We start from the raw sequence: 326 nt of genomic DNA on the forward strand, positions 1-326 counted from the left end.
TCAACGGCGAGATGCAGCTTACGCCAGATACGGCGGCGTTCCTGGCCATGCTTTTTGACTTTCCACTCGCCTTCACCGAAGACCTTCAGCCCGGTGGAATCAATTACCAGGTGTGCGATTTCACCCCGGGTGGGCGTTTTGAAACTGACATTAACCGACTTTGCCCGCCTGCTGACACAGCTGTAATCCGGGCAGCGTAGCGGAACGTTCATCAGAGAAAAAATGGAATCAATAAAGCCCTGCGCAGCGCGCAGGGTCAGCCTGAATACGCGTTTAATGACCAGCACAGTCGTGATGGCAAGGTCAGAATAGCGCTGAGGTCTGCC

General features: G+C 54.6%; 1 protein-coding gene. It reads right to left on the reverse strand.

Going from position 1 to position 326, the window contains the following annotated elements; all coding sequences use genetic code 11:
• A partial coding sequence (locus L2I46_RS29410; RefSeq protein WP_236948424.1) for an IS5 family transposase occupies positions 1-326 on the reverse strand: 326 nt, incomplete at both ends.

Origin of the sequence: Klebsiella sp. 2019SCSN059 (genome assembly GCF_021739525.1) — a bacterium.
In the GTDB taxonomy this organism is placed as follows: domain Bacteria; phylum Pseudomonadota; class Gammaproteobacteria; order Enterobacterales; family Enterobacteriaceae; genus Klebsiella; species Klebsiella quasipneumoniae.